This window comes from Vibrio azureus, from assembly GCF_002849855.1.
Lineage (GTDB): Bacteria > Pseudomonadota > Gammaproteobacteria > Enterobacterales > Vibrionaceae > Vibrio > Vibrio azureus.
The window spans coordinates 993,809-1,012,199 of record NZ_CP018616.1 but is presented as its reverse complement, the minus strand read 5'-3'; the positions used below and the strand labels follow the sequence as shown (position 1 = coordinate 1,012,199).

Here is an 18,391-nt window from a genome sequence, read left to right as displayed (position 1 = left end):
TCTAAAGGACGTGATTAAAAGGAATTAATCATATTCCACAACGAGCATTACCTTTTTTAGCTCATGCTGATAAAAGACCATAATACTACCAGCCATGTCTAAATAGGGAATATCTCTAAAACTACCTAGGAATACATATTCTTTTTCATCACGTTCATCTAAATACACAATTTCTCGAGTACTCATATACTCAAATTTAGGATCATTGATATTACTGGTAACATCGTGATAATAATCTAGTTCAGGGTTATCGCCCATTTCATTGTATAAAATAGAGTCCCAGTTCTGACCTAATGGTGGCTGACCACCAAGAGTAAATAATGGACTATTGCTTCGATATTCCATTATGTAATTATTTTTAAGGTAGAAATCACGAGCACTTTCATAATTTTCTAAATATTCTTCATCCAACTTCGGGTCTTCAATAAATTCATTATCTAACTTCCACCTGCTTTTTTCACCAATAAATGAATATGTTATTGGCCCATAATCTCCATCCGGTATACCTTGAAGGTTTGGAACTGCAATTAGGATTGCATCACAAGAACTGCTATCAAACAACTGATATGACAATAGCCCTATTGGGATTAGCTCATCCTGCTCAAAGTTTACTAAGGCAGTGGTTGGAAATGAAGTATACTCATTCTCATCATGAAAAATTTCTCTTTCAGTCACCTTAACTTCCGTATCTTTAATAGTAAAAGCCATATTTACTCCAAAACATCTTCAAATTACTGACTCATTTAATTTTAACAAGATACTTTTAACTTAATAGAAGAACAAGTCAACACAATTTTATTTGTAATTTTTTATCTAAACGTACATCATTACTTTTTATATATTCTAAAAACTCTTTCTGAAAGAAAAATGAGCATCAAAGAAAAAGCCATTATTGTATCAAATGAAAAAATTCGCATGCTAGATTCACACTTTAGTACCATCGATAGTGATATGGCAATAGCCATGTCATTTGTGAGAAGAGCACAAGGAATGACGTTTGACGAGCTAGAAAGCAAAGTGAGTGGTTTAAATCAAGGAACATTACGACGTTATATGCAGCAAAGCTATCGTTCCATACGCCCCATTCATTTTGTTGCGGCTATGTCATGGGTAATGATGGTACCTATGATGAGTTATTATTATGCTCTCAACATCAAGAATCATAATTGGGGTCTTGATGAAAGTGCAATAAAAGCCTTATACCGTGTTGGTCGTTTGCCTGCAGAACAGTTTGACATTTGTCTTCAGTTAATTACCAGTCTAATGGATCCAGTAGCGCAAGATGCTTTCTATGCTTTTCGAGCGAAATTGTTATCTTCCGTTAAACACTTATCGAATCCAGATGATTTACTCCCACCTAAGGTACTTGACATCAATGAGTTTGCTATTGATTACTACCGTTCCGTTGCGGTAACAGTAAAGCGATTTAGGGAAGAGAAAAACATATCGATTAACCTTATAGCTCGTGTTCTTGGATTAACAGAGAAGCAATATTTATTATTGGAAGATGATAAGCAAGCACGAGACTTTTCGGTATCAATCGGATATCGAATAAAGTTTGGTTTTGAACTTGCATCACACGCAGATTTTACCTCTGAGATGAGACAGTTTCCTCAGTTTTATCAATTACGTCAACGTCAGCATATTCGAGATTCGTTGACATTAGAGTCATTTAGATTGCTGAGTAATGAACGAAAGCTATGTGCATCTGAAATAATAACATCACTATCAGATATATATATAAAAAGTAAGACATAGCAAGGTAAAGTGAAAATTGATTGACTTAAATACGCATGGATATGGCTTGAATGATTCAACCAAAAATAGCAACATTGTCTCAATTCGCAGTGAAAATGAAAAATCAGATTTGTAATTAGAAGCAATGATCTATCTGACTTTAATTACAAATTCAATTATGGGTTGCAAATATTTATGTATTCAACATGTAGTAAAAATAATTATAACATTAATTTTCACCTTCGATATGACTACATTTTAAGCAAGAACTACTTTGGATAAAATAATGAAGAATAATTTATTAGAAAGTCATTTAGCTGAAGCGGAACAGCCTGTTAAGAACTTCATGGCAGACTTGATTGAAGAACTGAATAAAAAATCTGCCTTTTCAAAAGTCCCTCGCTTATCTTTACACTATTTTGGTGTAAAGCTTGAAGTCGAGTTGATCTCTTTTGATGGCAACTAACACTGTATCCGATGAGAAAACAAGAATATTGATGAAAGTCGTTTTGGTGAGATATTTTATGCTCTTAAGCGGAAGAGCGATATACGCTATCGGTCTTGAGTAAGTATGGCGAATTGATTATCCAGCCCACACTGAGCTGGATAGATATGGCGTTCTTTTACGCCAATAGTTTTACCAATGCTCTACCGACACCATGTGCGCTGGTTGGATTTTGACCTGTGATCACTCGTTCATCAACAATAACAAATTCTTTCCATGGTTGAACTTTAGAGTAGCGCGCTGCAGCGCGTGCAAGAGATTCTTCTAGTAAGAACGGAATATCATTGATGGTGCCAAAATCAATCTCTTCCTCACGAGTGAAACCTGTCACCGACTTTGACGCCAGCAGCTTCTCACCATTACTTAATGTAATCGGTAAAAGCGCGGCGGGACCATGGCAAACAGAAACTAATATACCACCTTCTTCATAATGCTTAGCTGAGATTTCTGCGAAATCACCATTGCTTGCTAGATCAGAAAGAAGACCAAAACCACCCGGATAGAAGATCGCATCATAATGCTCACCCCGAACCTGTGATACTGGAATCGTATTGTTGACACGATTCTGAAAATCATCATCCGCTAGGATACGCGTATTGACCTCATCACCTTCAATCTCTACTCCGTACAATGGAGCCTGACCTCCTTTAATAGAGGCAATATCATATTCGAAGCCACCAACGAGGAGCTCGCTAAGCACATGAGTAAGCTCTGGTGCGTAAGTTCCATTTGCTTGATCGGTTTCACCCAATGTTGCATGGTTTGTCACAATGATGAGTACTTTCTTCATAAAGATTTCCTTGTTGATTTCGGTGTGTTTGTTGACCATACCTATACTAATTGCCAATCAAATAAGTGATAATATACAGATTCAACAAAACATTATTGCTATATAGCAAAGGTGGTTATGGACAGTTTTGAGGGTATCAACGAATTTGTTATGGTTGCAGAGAGTTCAGGGTTTTCTGCAGCGGCCAAAAAATTAGGTTGCAGTACCAGTCATGTCAGTCGTCAGGTGACTAGATTAGAAAAGCGATTAGGTGTTGCTTTGTTGGCGCGTTCAACCAGAATGGTAAGCTTAACTGAGGCTGGGCAAGCGTATTACCATCAATGCAAAGAACTGGTAATTGGTCTACAACAAGCAAATGAGCGACTGACAACACAACAAACACAATTGAGTGGAACTTTAAGAGTGAGTGCTGCAGGGGCGTTCTCTGAAAATCACGTAGCACCTGCTTTAATGGCGTTTGCCAAACAGCATCCTAATCTCACGGTAGAAATCAACTTCAACACCAATATGATAAACTTCATCGAGGATGGTTTTGATTTTGCTATCCGTTACGGAAGGTTAAATGATTCAGGTTTGGTCGCAAGAAAACTCGTCGACAGGCCAATGGCTGCAGCGGCGAGTCAGAGCTACCTTGATGAGCATGGTTCTCTTACCCATCCAGAGCATTTAAAGCATCATCATTGTATTGTCGCTAACCAAGAAATCTGGTTATTTGAGAAAGATAATAAGCCTTTAGATGGCGTAAAAGTGCAAGGAAGGTGGAGAAGCAATAATGTGAATACCGTTTTGCAAGCTTGCTTAGAGGGCTTAGGTGTGGCCTACTTGCCCAAAAGTAGCTTCGGTGATGCCATTTCATCAGGTCGTTTAATTCCAATTCTTAAGCCTTATTGGGGAAGCGGTAATAGCAGTTGGATTGTTTATCAAAATCGTCATTTTTTACCATTAAGAGCAAGATTGGCTATCAATTTCCTACTTGAGCATTTTGAAAAATGGCAGGAATGACAGCCACCATTTAATTAAGAAAACTCAGGAACGATCATTACTTTCTTTAGTTCTGGTTGATAGAAGACAATGCACTCACCACCACCATCTAAATAGGTGTCAAAACTAAACATACCTATGTATATGAACTCTTTCTCTAGCTCCTCATTAAAGTAAGTAATTTCTCTGGTACTCATTTTTTCAAACTCAGCTTCACCCCCCTCCTCCATAACATCATGGTAATGATCTAATTCCGGGTTTTCTGCCATTTCATCGTATAACATCGCATCCCAGTTCTGACCTAGTGGAGGTTGACCACCAAGTTCAAACAAGATCTCTTTACTACTATTTTCTGATGGATGTGAGACATACTTATACTGGTTATAAAAAGATACGGACTTTAAATAGTACTCAATGTAATTATTTTCAATTTTGTAATCCGTATCTTTGATATATTCATTATCAAGCTTCCATCCTTGGTTAGTCAATGAATATGTTATAAAGGCATAATCACCATCAAAAATACCTTGTAAATTAGGAACAGCTATAAATATGCTCTCATTATTATTTTCTTCAAATTGACGATATGATAAGAGTCCAATTGGAATCAGTGTTTCAGTGTCAAATAAAACAGCATCCTTTGCTGGATAAGGTTGATAAAACTCTTCCTCTTTAACAATACTTACGGGTAGCACCTTGAGCTTTGTTTCTTTTATTATAAATGCCATATGACGTTATCTCCTCTCTTAGTTTATCCTTTTTTAAATAATCAGAACTTATTTCACGCATCATTTTGACGAAAAGTATTCTTAACTTCAACATTGCCATCAACTAAAGTATTTCATTATGAGAAAAAACTAAAGGTGAGAGAAAATAAACTCCTATTTTTCACCACTACAATTGGCGCCATTATTTACCTTATGAAAACCGATATAATTACTATTGTTTTTATTAAAATATTGATCCAGAATACTCAACTTCACTTGACTTAATGAAACAAGAATTCTGGAACGAATAATGAAATTATTAAAATTTGTATTAATTATAGGTATATTATTATTAATTACAGGCTATGGGCATATTTCAATTATTCTTGGCCTTTTTAGTGCTCTCATTTATGCATGTACTCGAAATACCTCTGGAAGTACAAATTCTTTCAACTCCAATAAGGCGTCTACGCATGATTTTGAAACTAATGAGTATGACACCAAACAAAGTGGTTTTGACTCCTATTGCAGTGATGGTAGCTCCCATAGTGGAGGCGGTGATAGCTGTGGCGGTGGAGACAGTGGCGGTGGTGGTTGCGATTAGGTTCAGCTCGGTCAAGTGAATCGGTTTAATTCCACTGAGGCTTGTTAATCAAACAGGCCTGTTATTTTTCTTGGCCTATAAAGCAAAAAAGCCTGCAATTTTCAATAAAATTGCAGGCTTTTCAATGGGTGGGACCCCAGCCGCATCCCGGCACACAAGTCACTCGCTGCGGCTGCTTCCTTCCGGACCTGACCGAGTTCACGAGCTATTGTTGCGAGAGGACCAAGGCCCCATAATTCTTTTAGCGAGACTGCGTCTCAGCTGATGTGGGGATTATTCAGTATCAAGGTGAAGATTGCAAGTATAAAGATGCGCTATTTCTCTTTTTCGCTATTGATTGAACAAAACAGCATCAATTCAAGTAGATATTATTCCCAAGTCCTCTCAAGCATCTAAAACTCGGTGGGCTCATCACCACTGCGTAAAATGTAATCCGTCATCCAAGCAGTCCCCAACAAACAGATCCAAACTACAAATACCGGACTGGGTACCTGAATATTAGGCATAACCACCAAGGTTGCAAAACCCACCGTTGGCAATGTCCAACAAAGCAGTTTTCCCCAGTCTTTTGATTGCTGTGTTTTCATCAAAGTCTCTACCGTTGCCAAAATACCAATCAAACTTAGGGATAGAAGCACAGCATAATTCAACCCTGCCAACCAAAGAGGCAATAATAATAACAGTGACCACCAGCGACGCTGACTTGTCGGTTGCCAATTTGTCGCGGCCCACCACATCACCATCACAACAAAAGTTTGTATACACGTTGCCCAAACGGAACCATCAAGTTTTCCGGCGTGCTGAGTGACCATAATGCCTATTTTTAACGTTACTACAATCAAAGCACTGGTGATCAAAACGCCCAACGAGCTGCGCTTGGAAAATACCACCATAAGTAAAGGGAACAAAACAAGAACAGATATCGATAGCGCTAATGGCTGAATGGATAACGTTACCCCATATATGGCCATCGCTCCCAATAATATTAACCCTGTCCGGCTTCGTTCTGGCAGAATCCACAAGGCCGGGATAATTAAGGCTAAAACGGGGAGGTCGTCACGACCGAGGTTAAGGGCATGGGTGCCAACCACAACCAGAAAAGCCGTCACAGCAAATTGAATAATCGAATAAATCATCGAGCCTCCTAGCAACCTCATTGCATGCTCTTCCTTGGCAAAATAAAGCTAACACTTTTATTATGGTTTACTTTTTGGCCTAAGTCTTTGCAACAATGCCGCAAAAACTCAAACAAAGTCTATGCCAAATGTTTTAATGAGACTCGAAACGCAATAATTGGACTTCACATTGAAGGTATTCAGGATAATTAACGTCCAAATACCCTTAATTGGTCGCCCGAACTAAGGCGACCTTGGCTTTCAGGCACCGCAACGATTCAACGATATCAGGGTGTTATCTTACGCCGACAAGACGCATGGCAACATTATGAGTGCTATGTTGGTCAGTGATCACTGCAAAATTTCTATCGGTGGTAAAACGCAGTTGGCCATCCACATCAATGCGGGCTCTCAAGCTGTAGCGGTGATTAGGCTGAATATCATTACTGTCATAGCTCAATTCAAACGCAATAGGTACCTGCTGCCCATCGGTAGTGAAGCTTTGTGATGCTAATACTTCCGCGGGTGCATCAGCTAAAGATACGTCTTCAAGTGTCACCGTCACCAACGCGTTATCAGGCAGGGCAATACGCTCTCTGTAGGCAATGGTACCGGTAATCATTTTCATAGTGACCTCCGCAGATACTTCATTTTGAGTGGGTAACACCTTACAACCGACAAGTGTAGCGCCATAAAATAGCGAAGCAGCCAATAAGGCAACTTTTTTGATGTTTGATTTTTTGTTGATGTTAACTGTTTTTTTCATGCTTATCCTCAACATGTGTTCATGACAAAGTGACTCGACTCAGTGACACGCTCCCAAAGGGCGAGTGCCCTAAACTCTTAGACGTTGTTAACGGTTCTCAATGTAGAACCACTATATCTTCGAATCGTTGCCGCGCCTTAGAGCTAAGGTCATCTCGCTGAACGCAGCATCTTGGAATTACTTGGGTATAATAATAAACAAAGAATACGAATAACGGTGAGGAAAAATCATGAGTAAACCATTGAGAGAATTGCTTTGCTTGCTAAAACTCGAAAAGCTAGAAGAAGGCTTATTTCGGGGACAAAGTCAGAACTTGGGTTTACCACAGGTGTATGGAGGCCAAGTGTTAGGTCAAGCCCTTTCAGCGGCAAGATATACGGTTGATGAAGCTCGAACCGTGCATTCATTTCATAGTTATTTTTTATACCCGGGGGATCCTGAAAAGCCGATCATTTATGATGTCGAGAAATTACGTGATGGCAGAAGCTTCAGTACCCGTCGAGTAAAAGCAATACAAAATGGTCGACCCATCTTTTATCTCACTGCCTCTTATCATGGTGAAGCAGCAGGTTTTGAACATCAAAGATCGATGCCAGATATCCCTGGCCCTGAGCATTTTTCGTCAGAAACAGAACTTGCTAGCCATATTGCTGAGTTTCTGCCTAAAAAATTGCGCAAAACCGTGTGCTGTGAAAAACCGATTGAGACTCGCCCTGTCACCATTATCAACCCTTTAGAACCCAAAAAAGCTGAACCAAAGCAATACTTGTGGATACGTGCAAACGGTTCCATGCCAGATAATCATTTAATTCATCAGTATTTACTTGCTTACGCTTCAGATTGGGGCTTCTTGGTGACGGCTTTGCACCCCCACCAAGTTTCCTTGCTTACCCCCAATTTTCAGGTCGCAACCATTGATCATTCAATTTGGTTTCATCGCCCGTTCCGAATGGATCAATGGCTCCTATTTGCCATCGAAAGCCCAACCGCCAGTAATGGGCGTGGGTTAGTGCGCGGTGAACTTTATAATCAACAAGGTGATTTAATTGCCACTGCAGTTCAAGAAGGCGTGATGCGTTATACCCGATAATATTGGCCTTCCACCAGAGTGATGTGGAAGATCGCACCCTCTGGGTAGGCACTACTTAATCGGCAGTTCTGTGGTGTATTTGATCGGTTCCATCGCAAAGGTCGAAGTCACATTAGAGAGCCCCTTCACGCTATTAACTAAACGTTTATAAAACTCATCAAAGCACTTCATATCTTTCACCACCACTTTCATCATGTAGTCATAATCTCCCGCCATTCGATAAAACTCCATCACCTCAGGGAAATCACTGACTGTTGTAACAAAGTGATGATACCAATCTTCAGAATGATCACTGGTTTTTAACTGAACAAACGCAATGAATGAAAGTTCAAGTTTTTCTGCGTTCAATAAGGCAACACGCTTTTCAATGTAACCTTCGTCCTCAAGCTTTTTCAGCCGTTTCCAACACGGTGTGGTTGTTAGATTCACCCTTTCCGCAAGTTCATTAAGTGACATGGTGCCATCAGCCTGAAGCAGAGAAAGCAACATTGTGTCCGTTTTATCTAATGCCATACCAAAAAATGCCTTTTATGTGGAAAAATTTGCCAAAAATGACCAATTAGTGAGTAATCATAGCAAAGTTTTTCTCTGGATTTATAGTTAGATTATACCCAGATAATCGCTTATTTGGGGCTCCCCTTACCTTTCAGAGGAAGTAATTAATGTGTACCGACCATAATTGGATTAATAATGCGATAGGCAAAATCGAAGCGGATTTTCAACGATCTGCAGAAACGCATCTATTTAAGCTTGATCTTCCTTCTCTGGAAGGCATTGACATCTATCTCAAGGATGAAAGCACTCACCCTACTGGCTCATTAAAGCACCGTCTTGCTCGTTCTCTGTTTTTGTATGCTATTTGTAATGGTTGGATTGGTCCAGAAACCACAGTGATTGAGTCCTCCTCAGGCAGTACTGCCGTATCAGAAGCTTATTTTGCACGCTTACTGGGCTTACCCTTTATCGCTGTCATGCCAAAAAGTACCGCCAGAAAGAAGATCGAACAAATTGAACTTTATGGCGGGAAAGCTCACCTTGTCGAACGCACTGATCAAATTTATGCAGAATCACGTCGATTAGCTAAGGAACTGAATGGTCACTACATGGACCAGTTCACCTATGCTGAGCGAGCAACGGACTGGCGCGGAAATAATAACATTGCCAACTCTATTTTCACTCAAATGGAATTAGAACAGTATCCGATTCCTACTTGGATCGTAATGAGCCCTGGCACAGGCGGCACCTCTGCAACCATAGGTCGATTCATTCGTTATCAAAAATACGATACCAAACTGTGTGTTGTCGACCCAGATAATTCGGTGTTCTTCGACTATTTCCAATCAGGCAATACCAAAGTAAATATCGAAGCAAGTAGCCGTATTGAAGGTATTGGTCGCCCGCGTGTTGAACCGAGTTTCATTGCGGGCGTCGTGGATGAAATGCGCAAGATCCCTGATACCGCTAGCGTAGCAACTGCATACTGGGTATCTGATTTGATTGGCAGAAAAGTTGGCCCATCGACAGGCACGAATCTATTTGGGGTGCTACAACTCGCTTGTGAAATGAAGCAGCGGGGTGAATCCGGTTCTATCGTCACCCTTTTGTGTGATTCTGGAGAGCGTTATCTGGAGACATACTACAACCAGGATTGGGTTGAAAATAACATTGGTGATATTCAGCCTTACTTAGACATGCTCGCAGAAATACAACGCAAAGGCTGTGCCGGGCTACATACACCTAAGTGACCTTACTCTAAATCAAGCCTCCTAGAGCTACTTGGGCACAGTATCAATTGAAAATAGACAGGCTGTACTATCGTTAAATAATGGCATGGAATGCATCATGTAAGTGATCATTTCCTGCCAATCTAGAGTATGAACAGCCAAATTCACCCAATTAGGGGGTCAAATGGTTCGTACTTCATTTTTATCAATTTTCGCTCTGGCAATTTTTCTTCAACCCTACTCTTTTGCCGCCAATTGTCCTGAGCTCCTTAATGTCGAGCAGCGATTACTCAACTCAAACAAAACCATCAATCTATGCGATGAGTTTAAAGGTAAAACTTTGCTCGTGGTCAATACTGCCAGTCAATGTGGTTATACTTCACAGTTCAAAGAACTTGAACAACTTTATCAAACCTACAAAGATAAAGGCTTCGCTGTTATTGGCTTTCCCAGTAATGATTTTCATCAAGACAGAGGAAGCGAAAAGCAAACAGCCAATATTTGTTACCTAGATTATGGTGTGACCTTCCCAATGATGGCTAGAACATCATTATCCGGCAGTCAGGCCAATCCAGTTTTTGCCAACATTATGCAGCAAGCTCATGTCACCCCTAAGTGGAATTTCTATAAATATCTTATCGATAAGCATGGTCAAGTCGTGGCGATCTTCCCTAGTTCTACTTCTCCGACAGGACAATCAATAACCCATGCTGTTGAGCAACAATTATGAATGATTTACATCTAGAGAGAGCTCGCCCAACGAATGTGATGCACATACTCGGTTTTATGGGCCTTGTCCCTTTTGTATGCGGCCTAGTATTATCCATTATTGATAAACATATACTTGGTTACAGTGGAGAAATTATCTTCGTTACCTACAGTGTGGTGATTTTAAGCTTTTTATCCGGTATTTTGTGGGGTACAGCCATTACCAACCCACATCTTCACTCAAGCTCTAGGCTATTACTGTTAAGCAACATGATGGCTTTACTGGCTTGGTTCTCACTTTTACTAAGCAATCAAGATTTCTTATCTCCTATTGTGATTCTCGCTTTTGGTTATATCACCGTCTGGCGCGCTGAAAAATCAACGAAGCTTTGTAGCATAGAGCACAATTTGGCTCTTGCTGATTATGCTGCAATGAGAACAAAACTGACTGTGTCTGTGGTGTTATTGCACAGCTTTATGTGTTTAACGGTACTTTTATGAAGCTAACTTTTTAGCATTCCTACCAACATCTTGGATTCTTTTACAACAACTGGTTTTATTTATCATTTTAATCAACATAAGTCATTGAATAAATTAAGAATAAATGTGGCATATTTTTTGATAACATTCTAATAATCCTATAGCCATATATATACCCAAGTCTCCAAAAATAATTAACCATAAACATTGTAAATTGATAACATTACCACCCGCCTATGGATGAAAGGCGAGTTCCTCTATTTTGGTTAATTAACGGAATGCACAATAAGATGACAACCATGCGATTTTCCCTACTTACCATGGTGTGGCTTTGTTTCAATTTAGCCACATCAGCCAGCCTATTCGCCTCGACCATTACGCACCTATCAGAAGGTAAAATAGATAATAAAAACAGTATTATTGTCGAACTGGAAGGCACATCAACCGCCATTAATCTTCCAGTAAAAAAAGACGATGTGGATATCGTGCCAGATTGGAGGATTTCCTCTGATCATTCATTTCAATACTTCCACATTGAAAAATATGGTATAGGCGAATACGAAATTTCTCTCAAAAAAAACGAGCGTAAAAGTGGCTTGGACGAATATGAAACGGTCTCCATTTATGAAACCTCACCAAGTATTCGTCTAATTGGAAATGGTCCGTTTGTTAATGCAAGTGGTGATCGGGCCATCCCTGTTGAAACAATCAACGCGACGGCCGCCAGTTTATCGATTTACAAGGTCAATAATATACCTGAACTGTTTAGCGAATATTTCTATACTAATAAACTTCATTCTTGGCGCGCTAATCGTCTGAGAAAGAATTTTGCACATCAAACGGATATCACGTTCAAATTACCACCAAGTCGCCCTAATGCGTCTCAACTTGCTAATCTCACCTTACCGAGTGAATTGGAAAATGGTTGGTACATCATCACAATAAAACCGTCTAACTCATTTGAAGACCCCGATATTGTTCAAGTTTTACTTTCAGACATTGGCCTTCAAGCGAAATTATTCGAACAATCGGCCTCTATTCAGGCGATGGATTTACGCACCGGTGAACCACTAGCAAAAGGCAAGGTTTCCGTCATCAGTGAAAAGGGTATACGTTCCACTTCCTCGTTGAGTAATGGCTTTGCACAATTTGAATATAAAGAGAGAGCCGATACAGATATTATTGTGGTTGAACAAGCAGGACGTATGGCTGTTCTACCCATGAAAGAAGTCCCTTTGGATCTCTCTGACTTCACTATCACAGGTAATCAGCAAAAAGAACTTGGCGCATTTGTTTTCTCCAATCGTGATTTATTGAAACCCGCAGAGACACTCTCAACGAATATTGTGTTAAGAAAAGCCAATGGACACCTTTCTGATGAGAAGAACCTCTTTGTCGAAGTGATTAAACCGGATGGCAGTACTGCCTTATCTCAAACACTGGATGAGATTGTCTCTGGCTTATTTACGTTTGAATTTTCTATACCAAAAACTGCAAAGCTAGGTAAATGGGCCATAACAGTCAAAACAAACCCTAGCAGCAATGTAAATCTGGGGCAGTTTTTCTTTAATGTCGCTGAATTCACTCCCGAACGCATGGATTTAGACATTGAATTACCTGAACAGGTTATCGCAGGAGAAGTCTTAGACGCAAAAGTGTCGGGCCGTTACCTATTTGGTCAACCAGCATCCGAAAACCGCTTTATTGCCTCAACTGTACTCCGCTCTATTGACCATTTTCCTGGGAAATTCAAAAGCTATTATGTTGGTAAACAGCACTATATAAGTTCATATGAGGCACCTGAAGAAATCGACATCAAACTCGATATCGAAGGGCAAGCCGAGATCGAACTCGATCCAATCGATAGGGATGTACTGGATGGCCCTGCTCGCCTGACGGTTAATGGTCAACTCTTCGAAACTGGGGGGGCAACAACCACTCGTATAAAACGCTTATTAGTCACTAACCAAAAGTCCGTTGTTGGCATTCGCCCCACAGCAGACAATTTCGACTATTTTGATAATGCTGACTTCTCATTGCTCTTACTCAATCATGACGGCAGCAAAGCAATAGAAGGTAAAGCGACTATAAAATTTGAGCGCAATAGAGGTGGCTACTATTGGGTCTACAATGAGAACTCTGGTTGGGATCTGAGGCAAGATAATGAGTGGCGTCTCGAAGAGTTTAAGCAACTCCCTCTTAACATCAAGCCACAAGAAATCTCTTTACCTGTGGAGTGGGGTGATTATCGTATTACCGCGACTTCTCCAGATGGCCAAGAAACGATTTACAGCTTTTACGTCGGTTGGCGTGAAGGTGAAGCTCAGATTCCGGTAAAACCAGACCAATTAGCGCTGTCTTTAGATCAAAAGAGCTATAAAAACGGTCAGGATATCAATATTGAGATCAACTCCCCTGTTTCTGGAAATGTCACTCTTGAATTAGTCGGTGATAAAACTTACCAACAGAAACAAGTGAACACGTCAGGAAAACTCACCACTCAAATTCAAATACCGGATTCACTCGAAAGGCATGACCTATATTTAATTGCGACTTTGATTAACACCGAAAAATCTTATACTCGCCGCTTGATTGCAGTCCAACCCGTGAAACTATACAGAGAAGATCGGAAGCTGGATGTTGAAGTCGTTACGCCAGAAAAGTTTGAGCCATTCACTACACAATGGGTAACGGTTAAAGCCAAAAGTAGTCACTCGTTGCAGCAACCGTATGTAGTATTAACAATTGCCGACAAAGGTATTATCAACCTATCTCGCTATAAGGTGCCTGATATCTTCGATTGGTTTTATAGTCAAAAACGCATGAATGCAGATTTGGTCGACCTTTATTCACGTCAGTTTGAAACGCGACCTTCTTCATTCATCACTCATCGCTATGGTGGCGATATGGATGGAGGAAATAATAGGCCGCTTGATGATCTTGTTGAAAGTAAAACATTCAACCATGTCTTTGCACCAATTCGCCTTGATGGCAATGGCGAAGCAAAAATTAAAATCGATGTACCCGATTACAATGGTGAAGTTCAGGTTGTGGCCACCGTTATCGACGGTGAACAATTCGGCCATCAAGTGAAAGATGTAAAAGTGGTTGCTCCTATTGTCGCAGAGCTTTCAGTTCCTCGTTTCTTTGCAACGGGCAGCAAAAGTCAGGTGATGCTTGAGGCTTCTAACCAAACCGATGAGACACAAACCATCACCTTGAGCTTGACGGCGAAAGATGGTGTGGAGTTGATAGGAGCTACGCCGCAAACAGTTAAACTGGCACCAAATAAAAGCGCAGCCTTTCCTGTCGATATTCGAGTTGGTAGTAACATTGCTACTTCCACTTTCACACTGTCGGTAGAGAGCCCAGTTTATAGTGTGACTCGAGATTGGCGCGTCCCAGTTCGCTCGGCTACTCCTTATGTCACCAAACAAACAACAAAGCACTTAGCCACTGGTGATACATTGGCCATTGCTCAGTCACAGTGGGATGGCCTCTTACCGATTCTCCGTGGCAAAAGTACCGTTTTGTTTAGTCGTTCACCACAATTTGATCCACTGGCCTTTGCACAAGGGCTTTACCGCTATCCTTATGGTTGTGTCGAACAAACTACGAGTAAAGCCTACCCTTGGCTGAGCAATGAACCTTCTTTGCAAACATTAAAGCAGCAAGTGACGGCTGAAGCGTCCTCTAAAGAGATGTTGATAAAAGCGATCTCACGTCTTGCGGGTGCTCAGAAATCATCAGGCGGATTTGGCTTATGGAACAAAGGCTCGATAGAAGAGCCTTGGCTAACGGCTTATGTGACAAACTTTTTATTAGAGACACAAAATCAATACCCTGAGATCCTCTCAGATAAGATGGTTTCTCGAGCAGTAAAACGAGCCAAAAAACACCTCAGGGATTCAACAACTTCAACCGAAGATAAAGCTTATATCGGCTATATACTGGCGTCACATGGTAAGATCACGCTATCTGATGCCGCAACCTACCTTAAGCGTTTATCGGCTAATAGCAGTTTAAGTCAAGCCCAATTGGGGGCCACTTTCTTTCTGCTTGGCGATATGAAAACCGGTCAACGTTTCTTCATCAGCAGTCAGCAACAGTTTGCTAAAAAGTGGATAAGAAGCCCAAACAACTATTACGAATCTGAATTGTCTTCTGCAGCTAAGCTTATCTCTCTTATCAGTGCTGTTGAGAAAATCGGTCCTATTGATAGTGATTTAGAAAAATACCGTATCGAAGCGGCAGAAAAAGTGCTGCAACTTAGTAAAAAGCGCAAATATTTCAGTACACAAGAGAAGTATGCGTTGATGATAGCAGGGTTTGATCTGCAAAAAATCAACACTCAGCCAGTTCATATCAATAAAAACGGTCGCGATACCTCAGTCTCAAAGCCGATTGATGTCGCCATCGGTGACAACTACTCAAATACCTCTGGCTCTCCTCTGTATGTAACACAATCTGTCGAAGGGTTTGCTGAGCCCCAGTCACTATTAAGCAGTATCAAGGTCAAAGAAGTGGCACGCACCTACTATGACAAACATGGAAATAAGAAACATACCGATAAATTCAAAGTCGGTGAGCTTATTGTGGTTAACGTAGAATTCGAACTCGAAGAAGATATCTCTCGGGCAATGCTCATTGATTACTTACCCGCAGGTATGGTACTTGAGCACCCAGACTACACAGCTGCAGATGATATTCTTACCGTACTGAAAATGAAGAACAGCGACGCTGAAATGATCGAGTATCGTAATGATCGATTTGTAGCCGCTGGCTCTTTCGATTCAAATCATAACTATAATTATTATTATGTAATGAGAGCAGAAACACCCGGTGATACTCATTTGCCCAATTTGTATATCGAAGACATGTATTCGCCTGAACGTTTTATTTACGAACAAGCCAGTTCTACGGATAAGATCAAGATTCAGCGTTAATGATCAAAGCAATAAAAAAAGTGAAGCGATTTAGCAGTGTTGTACTCGCTACAACTGTTGTACTCACCACAACACTGCTGATTTACTTAATGTGGAGCGCCCTTAACTGGGCGTTTCCGTTGCCTCAAATTCATTCTTCCAACCATTCGGTCAATGTACTTGCCTCCGATGGACAAGTTCTGCGCCAATTTGCCGACCAGAATGGCATATTTCGTACTCCAGTCCACTTAGATAAAGTGTCACAAACATACATCGATACCTTGCTGATGTATGAGGATAAGCACTTTTTTAATCACAGCGGTGTCGATGTATCGGCTCTGGTTCGTGCAATTGGTCAACGCATCACCTCTGGGCGTGTGATCTCAGGTGGCTCAACATTAACCATGCAAGTTGCAAGGCTGTTATATTCTTATGAACGTTCATACAGCGGTAAACTCGTGCAAATATTCAGAGCCTTACAACTGGAAAGTCAGTACAGCAAAGAAACGATCCTAGAGCTCTACTTAACTTTTGCACCAATGGGAGGCAACATTGAAGGAGTTGAAGCAGCCAGTCAGCGTTACTTTGGCAAATCTGCTCATGAGCTTAATATTACCGAATCTGCCCTACTGGCGGTTTTGCCACAAAGGCCCAGTCGATATCGCCCTGACCGTTATCCGAACCAGGCGAAAGATGCGCGGAATAAAGTGTTAAGACGACTGGTTCAAAATGGTAAGCTCACTCAGGAGGAGTATCAGCTTTTATGGCCAGAGCCGATACTTTCACAGCGTAAACCCATCAAAAAAGATGCACCTCTTCTAGCGCGAGACCTAAAAAAAGCGCATCCAAACTCAAGGCAAATCGACACTTATATTGGCAGTGCTTTGCAATCCAATATTTCTGATCTCATTGCTCAGCGTTTTACTGGCCTCAACCACAATCTTTCCGTTGCACTGCTTGTGATGGAGAATCAAACTGGAAAAGTGATTGCGTATAAAGGTTCTTTAGATATCGATGATGTCAGTAGTTTTGGCCATGTTGATATGACTAAAGCAGTTCGCTCACCTGGTTCCACCCTCAAGCCATTCATCTATGCTCACGCCTTAGAGGCTGGACTGATTCATTCTGAGAGTCTGCTACTCGATATCCCAACAAACTTTGGTGATTACCAACCAAAGAACTTTAACCAGCAATTTCAAGGCAGTATTTCCGTAGCTGAAGCTCTACAACGTTCAAAAAATATTGCCCCTGTCTATTTGCTTAATCGCTTAGGTGTCAAACGTTTTGCTCAACGACTCGAGGTATTAGATGCTTCCTTACGTTTGCCCAATAACAACTTAACGGTAGCTTTAGGAGGGGGTGGTTCTTCATTGCGAGAACTGGTCATGTTTTATTCCGCCTTTGCCCGAGGAGGGATTGCCATCAAGCCAAGGATGAGTATCCAAGACACCGTGCAACAAGCCTCAATTATGACCAAAGAAAGTGCATGGATTACCAAAACCATACTTGAAGATATTCGACCGCCTGACCGCACTAGAGCCAAATTTGGCCGAAAGATTGCTTGGAAAACAGGCACAAGTTATGGCTTTAGGGATGCATGGGCACTAGGGCTCAGCTCCGATTACACGGTAGGAGTATGGGTCGGAAGGCCGGATGGCTCTCCCTATGCTGGTCAAACAGGAGCGACTCAAGCCGCACCACTGTTATTTGATGTCTTTGACTTGCTTCCTATAGATACACATCCCCTACTCAAGCCGAAGGCGGTGGTTCAAACCGATATTTGTTGGCCAAGTGGGCTGGATGCAAAATGGGTGCGCAAAGCACAATGCCAGCTCAAACGTACAGCTTGGACAATAGATGGCATTACACCAAGGACTCTTCGTTCAGATAACCAAATTGAACAGATACACCATTGGCCTAAAGCATTATCACTATGGCGTCAGAGCACCAGCCAAAATAAACAAACAATTGAAATATTAACGCCACAGGATGGCAGTCATATTTTTCCATACCCTGGACAAGTTTTAAATTTAAGGGCTTCAAGTCAACATGTTCGCTGGTATCTAGATGACGCTGTGATTGGCGATTCCTTGTACCTAGATAAACTTGATGGTAAACACCGGATCTCCTCTTGTAATACGGTCACTTGCAAAGTAATAGAAATCACTGTTCACTAATATACCCAAGTGACCTCAAGATGCTTGATTCAGAGCGATTTGAATTTAGACCATTGAAAAACTACAAATTTTTGATATCAGC

Annotated in this window: 16 protein-coding genes and 1 other RNA gene; 10 read left to right on the top strand and 7 right to left on the bottom strand. The window is 41.0% G+C overall.

From position 1 onward, the window contains the following. Positions 1 to 24: 24 nt before the first annotated feature. Positions 25 to 708 carry a hypothetical protein gene (locus BS333_RS04810; RefSeq protein WP_021708617.1) on the bottom strand — a complete coding sequence of 228 codons (684 nt, stop codon included), beginning with the start codon at positions 706 to 708 and terminating at the stop codon, positions 25 to 27. Positions 709 to 867: 159 nt separating this feature from the next. Between BS333_RS04810 and BS333_RS04805 the strand changes: the two genes are divergently transcribed. Both BS333_RS04805 and BS333_RS04800 read left to right on the top strand, forming a co-directional pair. Next, complete coding sequence (locus tag BS333_RS04805; RefSeq protein ID WP_021708616.1) at positions 868 to 1,758, top strand: hypothetical protein; 891 nt, start codon at positions 868 to 870, stop codon at positions 1,756 to 1,758. Positions 1,759 to 2,023: 265 nt separating this feature from the next. Further along, the gene (locus BS333_RS04800; RefSeq protein ID WP_021708615.1) at positions 2,024 to 2,203 is read left to right on the top strand and encodes a hypothetical protein; all 180 of its coding nucleotides are present in this window, start codon (positions 2,024 to 2,026) and stop codon (positions 2,201 to 2,203) included. Positions 2,204 to 2,360: 157 nt separating this feature from the next. Here BS333_RS04800 and BS333_RS04795 read toward each other — a convergent pair whose 3' ends face one another. Beyond that, complete coding sequence (locus BS333_RS04795) at positions 2,361 to 3,032, bottom strand: type 1 glutamine amidotransferase domain-containing protein (protein WP_021708614.1); 672 nt, start codon at positions 3,030 to 3,032, stop codon at positions 2,361 to 2,363. A gap of 117 nt (positions 3,033 to 3,149) precedes the next feature. Here BS333_RS04795 and BS333_RS04790 point away from each other — a divergent pair, with 117 nt between their 5' ends. Continuing rightward, on the top strand, positions 3,150 to 4,034 hold the full coding sequence (locus BS333_RS04790) for a LysR family transcriptional regulator (RefSeq protein WP_021708613.1): 885 nt from the start codon (positions 3,150 to 3,152) through the stop codon (positions 4,032 to 4,034). A gap of 14 nt (positions 4,035 to 4,048) precedes the next feature. On the opposite strand, the gene BS333_RS04785 is transcribed toward BS333_RS04790, so the two are convergent. Then, the gene (locus BS333_RS04785) at positions 4,049 to 4,741 is read right to left on the bottom strand and encodes a hypothetical protein (RefSeq protein ID WP_021708612.1); all 693 of its coding nucleotides are present in this window, start codon (positions 4,739 to 4,741) and stop codon (positions 4,049 to 4,051) included. A 289-nt stretch (positions 4,742 to 5,030) separates the two neighbouring features. On the opposite strand from BS333_RS04785, the gene BS333_RS04780 reads away from it, so the two are divergent. Next, the gene (locus BS333_RS04780) at positions 5,031 to 5,324 is read left to right on the top strand and encodes a hypothetical protein (RefSeq protein WP_021708610.1); all 294 of its coding nucleotides are present in this window, start codon (positions 5,031 to 5,033) and stop codon (positions 5,322 to 5,324) included. Positions 5,325 to 5,455: 131 nt separating this feature from the next. Here BS333_RS04780 and ffs read toward each other — a convergent pair. From ffs to BS333_RS04765, 3 genes are all read right to left on the bottom strand, one after another. Then, positions 5,456 to 5,552: signal recognition particle sRNA small type (ffs, locus tag BS333_RS04775), an RNA gene on the bottom strand. Between the two features lie 164 nt (positions 5,553 to 5,716). After that, a complete protein-coding gene (locus BS333_RS04770; protein ID WP_021708609.1) occupies positions 5,717 to 6,460 on the bottom strand; it encodes a VP0952 family biofilm-associated protein in 744 nt (247 codons plus the stop codon). Positions 6,461 to 6,734: 274 nt separating this feature from the next. Beyond that, the gene (locus tag BS333_RS04765) at positions 6,735 to 7,169 is read right to left on the bottom strand and encodes a YbaY family lipoprotein (protein WP_033003396.1); all 435 of its coding nucleotides are present in this window, start codon (positions 7,167 to 7,169) and stop codon (positions 6,735 to 6,737) included. 265 nt (positions 7,170 to 7,434) lie between these two features. On the opposite strand from BS333_RS04765, the gene tesB reads away from it, so the two are divergent. Next, complete coding sequence (gene tesB, locus BS333_RS04760) at positions 7,435 to 8,295, top strand: acyl-CoA thioesterase II (RefSeq protein WP_021708607.1); 861 nt, start codon at positions 7,435 to 7,437, stop codon at positions 8,293 to 8,295. 51 nt (positions 8,296 to 8,346) lie between these two features. Here tesB and BS333_RS04755 read toward each other — a convergent pair whose 3' ends face one another. Continuing rightward, the gene (locus BS333_RS04755) at positions 8,347 to 8,808 is read right to left on the bottom strand and encodes an Lrp/AsnC family transcriptional regulator (RefSeq protein ID WP_021708606.1); all 462 of its coding nucleotides are present in this window, start codon (positions 8,806 to 8,808) and stop codon (positions 8,347 to 8,349) included. Between the two features lie 149 nt (positions 8,809 to 8,957). Between BS333_RS04755 and BS333_RS04750 the strand changes: the two genes are divergently transcribed. The 5 genes from BS333_RS04750 (at position 8,958) to pbpC (ending at position 18,309) form a co-directional block, all read left to right on the top strand. Continuing rightward, the gene (locus tag BS333_RS04750) at positions 8,958 to 10,040 is read left to right on the top strand and encodes a PLP-dependent cysteine synthase family protein (protein ID WP_021708605.1); all 1,083 of its coding nucleotides are present in this window, start codon (positions 8,958 to 8,960) and stop codon (positions 10,038 to 10,040) included. Positions 10,041 to 10,203: 163 nt separating this feature from the next. Beyond that, the gene (locus BS333_RS04745; RefSeq protein ID WP_021708604.1) at positions 10,204 to 10,749 is read left to right on the top strand and encodes a glutathione peroxidase; all 546 of its coding nucleotides are present in this window, start codon (positions 10,204 to 10,206) and stop codon (positions 10,747 to 10,749) included. Continuing rightward, a complete protein-coding gene (locus BS333_RS04740; RefSeq protein ID WP_021708603.1) occupies positions 10,746 to 11,228 on the top strand; it encodes a DUF3429 domain-containing protein in 483 nt (160 codons plus the stop codon). The genes BS333_RS04745 and BS333_RS04740 overlap by 4 nt, the downstream gene beginning before the upstream one ends. A gap of 257 nt (positions 11,229 to 11,485) precedes the next feature. Further along, on the top strand, positions 11,486 to 16,153 hold the full coding sequence (locus tag BS333_RS04735; protein ID WP_033003381.1) for an alpha-2-macroglobulin family protein: 4,668 nt from the start codon (positions 11,486 to 11,488) through the stop codon (positions 16,151 to 16,153). Further along, entirely contained in the window at positions 16,153 to 18,309 is a 2,157-nt protein-coding gene (pbpC, locus tag BS333_RS04730; protein WP_021708601.1) for a penicillin-binding protein 1C, read from the top strand. Before BS333_RS04735 ends, pbpC begins: the two co-directional genes overlap by 1 nt. The last annotated feature ends 82 nt before the right edge of the window (positions 18,310 to 18,391 follow it).

What these genes read in the sequence shown, in the direction of transcription:
- BS333_RS04810 (WP_021708617.1), bottom strand. Translation starts at nt 708, where the DNA reads ATGGCTTTTACTATTAAAGATACGGAAGTTAAGGTGACTGAAAGAGAA.
- BS333_RS04805 (WP_021708616.1), top strand. Translation starts at nt 868, where the DNA reads ATGAGCATCAAAGAAAAAGCCATTATTGTATCAAATGAAAAAATTCGC.
- BS333_RS04800 (WP_021708615.1), top strand. Translation starts at nt 2,024, where the DNA reads ATGAAGAATAATTTATTAGAAAGTCATTTAGCTGAAGCGGAACAGCCT.
- BS333_RS04795 (WP_021708614.1), bottom strand. Translation starts at nt 3,032, where the DNA reads ATGAAGAAAGTACTCATCATTGTGACAAACCATGCAACATTGGGTGAA.
- BS333_RS04790 (WP_021708613.1), top strand. Translation starts at nt 3,150, where the DNA reads ATGGACAGTTTTGAGGGTATCAACGAATTTGTTATGGTTGCAGAGAGT.
- BS333_RS04785 (WP_021708612.1), bottom strand. Translation starts at nt 4,741, where the DNA reads ATGGCATTTATAATAAAAGAAACAAAGCTCAAGGTGCTACCCGTAAGT.
- BS333_RS04780 (WP_021708610.1), top strand. Translation starts at nt 5,031, where the DNA reads ATGAAATTATTAAAATTTGTATTAATTATAGGTATATTATTATTAATT.
- BS333_RS04770 (WP_021708609.1), bottom strand. Translation starts at nt 6,460, where the DNA reads ATGATTTATTCGATTATTCAATTTGCTGTGACGGCTTTTCTGGTTGTG.
- tesB (WP_021708607.1), top strand. Translation starts at nt 7,435, where the DNA reads ATGAGTAAACCATTGAGAGAATTGCTTTGCTTGCTAAAACTCGAAAAG.
- BS333_RS04755 (WP_021708606.1), bottom strand. Translation starts at nt 8,808, where the DNA reads ATGGCATTAGATAAAACGGACACAATGTTGCTTTCTCTGCTTCAGGCT.
- BS333_RS04750 (WP_021708605.1), top strand. Translation starts at nt 8,958, where the DNA reads ATGTGTACCGACCATAATTGGATTAATAATGCGATAGGCAAAATCGAA.
- BS333_RS04745 (WP_021708604.1), top strand. Translation starts at nt 10,204, where the DNA reads ATGGTTCGTACTTCATTTTTATCAATTTTCGCTCTGGCAATTTTTCTT.
- BS333_RS04740 (WP_021708603.1), top strand. Translation starts at nt 10,746, where the DNA reads ATGAATGATTTACATCTAGAGAGAGCTCGCCCAACGAATGTGATGCAC.
- BS333_RS04735 (WP_033003381.1), top strand. Translation starts at nt 11,486, where the DNA reads ATGCACAATAAGATGACAACCATGCGATTTTCCCTACTTACCATGGTG.
- pbpC (WP_021708601.1), top strand. Translation starts at nt 16,153, where the DNA reads ATGATCAAAGCAATAAAAAAAGTGAAGCGATTTAGCAGTGTTGTACTC.